Genomic DNA, 1,637 nt, shown 5'->3' with positions numbered 1-1,637 from the left:
CCCGCGCCTGAACCCGCACCCCGTGCACGGCGCACACGCGGTGCGGGTCCAGGCACAAGGCGCGGAGGCACCGCTAAGGGTGCCGTTCCGTTGTGCCCACCCGTTCCGCCCCAGCGGAACAACTGCCCACAACGGAGCGGCGCGGCCACCCGCAACGCCCCTCCGGGCCCGGGGGTGGGCACCACCCCAGCGGAACGACCACAACGAAACGGCGGCGCGCCCGCGGAACGGGGGGCAGATGTGACGGCGCCCCGCCGGGGCTCGGGGCCGGCGGGGCGGGGGTAGGGGGTGCGGGGTCTCCGCTCAGGGGGGCGTCAGTGGCCGCCGCCCTGCTGCTCGTCGCGGCGTCGCTGCCACCGCGCCTCGATCCGGTCCATCATCGAGCGTCGCGCCCGGACCTGATGGCCCCGGGCCTGCTGCGCCCGCTCGCCCGGCTTGGGCGCCTTGCGCCAGCCGGTGACCGCCAGGACCGCGCAGCCCAGCATGACGAGGAATCCCACCACGCTGATCCAGATCTGCTGTGCGACCATTCCGGCCATGAGGAGCGCGATACCCACCAGAAAGCCGGCGACTGCCTGGTAGACCCGTCGCCGGGTGTACGTGCGCAGCCCGCTTCCCTCGAGCGCTGTCGCGAACTTGGGGTCTTCGGCGTACAGCGCTCGCTCCATCTGCTCGAGCATTCGCTGCTCGTGCTCCGAGAGCGGCACGGAGTCCTCCTAGTCGTCGGTCGCGGGGGCGACCGGTTGCGGCCCTTTCAGGATAGGCAGGGAATCGCCCCCGTGAAACCCGCCCTCAATGCCGATCAGCCCATCCGGGCCGCCACGCGGTTCGGTTGGTGAGGCGTTGATTCCCCAGCCGCCCGTCCGTCATGCCGGATGGTTTCCCTCGATCATACGGCGCGAAGCCGCATATGGGGCGGCCTGTGGCAGAGCCGGGCCCGCACCTCCGAACGGGTGGCGCGGCCCCGGAGTTCCGCTGGATCAGGCGGGCTTCTCGGCAAGCACGTGGAGCTGGGTGGCGACGGCGTGGAAGGCGGCCAGTTCGGCGGCGGCCGCCTCCAGCTTCAGCAGGGCCTCGGCGGCGCCGGGCTCGGTGTCGACGAGGACGCCGGGCACCAGGTCGGCGAAGATCCGCACGCCGTGGACGGCGCTCACGGAGAGGCCCGCCTCCTCGGCCAGTCCGGTGAGCTGCTCGGCGGTGAAGCGCCGGGGCACGGGGTCGCCGGCGCCCCAGCGCCCGTCGGGGTCGCCGAGCGCGGTGCGGGCCTCGGTGAAGTGTCCGGCGAGGGCGCGGGCGAGGACCGCGCCGCCGAGTCCGGCGCCGAGCAGGCTGAGCGCGCCGCCGGGGCGGAGCGCGGCCACCGTGTTCCGTACGCCCTCGGCCGGGTCGTCCACGTACTCCAGGACGCCGTGGCAGAGCACCGTGTCGTAGGCGCCGCGCTCGACCACGTCGAAGAGGCCGCGGACGTCGCCCTGGACGCCGGTCACCAGGTCGGCGACGCCCGCCGCGGCGGGGCGCCGCGCCCGGGCGGAGAGCGCGGGGGGGCGGGGGGGGACGACGGCCGTGATGAGCCTGGGGTGGTTGGAGCCGTGGGCGTAGCCGTTGGGGGGGGTGTTGCCGCGGACGACGCCCTGGAG

2 protein-coding genes are annotated in these 1,637 nt (G+C 74.7%); both read right to left on the bottom strand.

The window, feature by feature from the left end:
* Positions 1 to 314: 314 nt before the first annotated feature.
* Complete coding sequence (locus tag ACFW1I_RS24840) at positions 315 to 707, bottom strand: DUF3040 domain-containing protein (RefSeq protein ID WP_031007097.1); 393 nt, start codon at positions 705 to 707, stop codon at positions 315 to 317.
* Between the two features lie 273 nt (positions 708 to 980).
* Positions 981 to 1,637 (bottom strand): methyltransferase (locus tag ACFW1I_RS24835; RefSeq protein ID WP_384673740.1); only part of this gene is annotated, 657 nt, incomplete at its 5' end.

Source organism: Streptomyces sp. NPDC058955 (genome assembly GCF_042741435.1).
Taxonomy (GTDB): Bacteria; Actinomycetota; Actinomycetes; order Streptomycetales; family Streptomycetaceae; genus Streptomyces.
Note: the sequence above shows the minus strand (reverse complement) of the source record. Positions and strands in the feature narration are given on the sequence as shown.